General features: G+C 44.4%; 2 protein-coding genes and 1 pseudogene. 1 reads left to right on the top strand and 2 read right to left on the bottom strand.

What is annotated here, in order from left to right:
* Positions 1-6: 6 nt before the first annotated feature.
* Both ACRBG0_RS01985 and ACRBG0_RS01980 read right to left on the bottom strand, forming a co-directional pair.
* A complete protein-coding gene (locus ACRBG0_RS01985) occupies positions 7-546 on the bottom strand; it encodes a VWA-like domain-containing protein (protein WP_431485256.1) in 540 nt (179 codons plus the stop codon).
* A gap of 443 nt (positions 547-989) precedes the next feature.
* Positions 990-1,186: hypothetical protein (locus ACRBG0_RS01980; RefSeq protein ID WP_431485255.1), on the bottom strand; the 197-nt coding region annotated here is incomplete at its 3' end.
* Positions 1,187-1,786: 600 nt separating this feature from the next.
* Between ACRBG0_RS01980 and ACRBG0_RS01975 the strand changes: the two are divergent.
* Positions 1,787-2,023: pseudogene (locus tag ACRBG0_RS01975) on the top strand (hypothetical protein); the annotation flags it as partial.
* Positions 2,024-2,358: the final 335 nt, after the last annotated feature.

Below are 2,358 nucleotides of genomic sequence, written 5' to 3'. Positions count from 1 at the left end.
AGCTTTTTATTGGGGTATGAAGGGCCAATAGGTGATTTGTCCAGGCCAGCGGGATGATAGAGTGGGTGGAGTGGAATTGCAGATGATCCATAACAACGGGGAGAGGCATTTGATACTTGGTACTGGGCCTTCACCATCAGTGAGGTAGATGACACCATCGAAGGGGCCAATAGCATTTACCTTTTCCAATGCAGGGTCGAATGCCGTGCTGCCGCCCCCTTTACTTGTGGGTGGAATTTCTCCAGTAAACAGGAAGGAGGACCTCACCTGGTAGTCTGCTTCGATAATTACTATTTCGTGGGTGTACTGCTGTAGATCCTGCAACTCCCGAAAAAACTGTAGCCGTTGTGTATTTTGAATACTACCAGAAGTATCTAAAACGACTGCCAGCCGGGTAGTCCGACGGCGACGCATACCGGGGAGTGTGCCAAAACGGCGTGATGGGCGGCGTAGGCTGTTGCGATTTTGAGAACGTTGGGCACTGTTGATGAACCGACGTAATATAACGGACCAAGGTAAGACTACCTGACGAGAAGTAACAGTCAAATGGTTGCGCAGCTGTAAGGCGGCAGGTGTCTCACCAAGCGTAGAAAGAAGACTCCTTTGAGCAGGCCACCAGCGCTGCCATGTTAGCGATGAGTTTGTAGAAGGCCAGTAAAAATGAGACTTTCGCGAAAAGGGGTCTGCTTGCCATTTGGGTAATATATCTGTAGCCGTAAGTGTAGATTGCAAACGTAGAATAGCGGCATAAATCGTCCTTAAATCTGCAAATTCATCGAGATGAAGACGAGTACGGAGATCTTCGTAAAGATGATCCTGATAGCAAGTTGGAAAATATTGACGGACCTCTATATCAGCAGCCAAGTGAAAAGCCCATTTGATGGGGTACTGCGTGGACTGCTGTGGATGCTGCAATAGTAAATGGAGTAATTCTTCACAAAGCCAATCAGCGAGCCAAGCCTCTTTATCCTCTAGAAATTTCAGTAANNAAAGGCTGGTAAAGTAATACAGGTTGGTTCTCCCAAACGAAAGCAAAAGGGAGCGATGAACGCTCGTCTATCCGTTTAGGGATACCTACCAGCAAGTGCGCGAAAAAAGGAGCACGAGCCAGTAGTTGACGGGTCGTGGCGAGGAAAAAAGAGTGGGTAACTGTTGATGATTGGGGATTGATTATTGGCGATTTCAAGGTTAATAATGATGAAAAGGTACATTAAGTTTTTGTAACCTCTATAAATATGCTTGTTTGTAAAAATAAACCATCGTAATATTGCAATAAATAAATAAAATATTATGAAACAGACTCTATTTTCTTTGGTGATGATTGTTCTACTTTGTGCACCAAGTAGTTTAACTATAAAAACTAAGCTGACTAAAAAGCTGACTAATTATTGTACTACACTAGCTAATGAATTCCCTCAAATACCTGAAGATCGCCAAGCTGATTTACGAGCACTCGGGCAATATTTATTTGAAAAAATGAAAGCTGAAGAGGAGATTAAGTTGACGGTTATTTGTACCCATAATTCCCGGCGCAGCCATATGGGACAATTATGGTTGCTGACTGCTGCCGACTGGTATGGCATTGACAATCTTCATGCTTTTTCGGGTGGGACTGAGGCTACCGCTTTTAATGTAAGAGCAGTAGACGCGCTGAACCGTGCTGGCTTCAGGATTGGAGGCACAAATTCAATCGACAATACGACTTATGGTGCATCCTGGCATCGCGGATCGCGACCTAATGCAAAGACCTTAATGTTTTCCAAAAAGTATGACCATAGTATTAANNCCCAAGGAAAATTTTGCGGCCGTAATGGTTTGTAGCGAAGCAGATGAATCATGTCCGATAGTTCCTGGTGCCGAGGCCCGCTTTTCTTTACCATTTGACGATCCTCGCTACTCTGATGGTACAGCTTCCGAAGAATTGGAATACGATAAAGCTTGCCGTCTAATAGCTCGTGATGTATTCTATGCGGTAAGCTATGCGAAAGAGCTATTGGTTCTTGATGCAGAGGGTAATAAATAGGAGGGCGTACTGCCTACTCCGAAATAGTTGGAAGCCCCTACTCTTCTCGACATAGAAAAATCTGCACGAGGAAAGGTGGGGGGGGGCAAAGAGACACTGACGGACTTCTCACCGTCGAGGAAAGAGTGACATCCTAGAGAACAGTAGAGACTATGACCGAATCAGTGAAGCTGATTACTGCTGGTAAAGAGGTTTCACGTCTTCGATTATGTATTGCTTTATGGCGACTTCGTGCTACCCCATCGACCTACGCGAACAAGTCTATTCTCAACCAGCAACAACACATTAAGTTCCACTTCTCAACAAAAACAACTATTAATTTAATTTATTGAAAT

This window comes from Lewinella sp. (genome assembly GCF_050633125.1).
Lineage (GTDB): Bacteria > Bacteroidota > Bacteroidia > Chitinophagales > Saprospiraceae > Lewinella.
The sequence above is the reverse complement of the archived record's forward strand: the minus strand, read 5'-3'. Positions and strand labels throughout refer to the sequence as shown.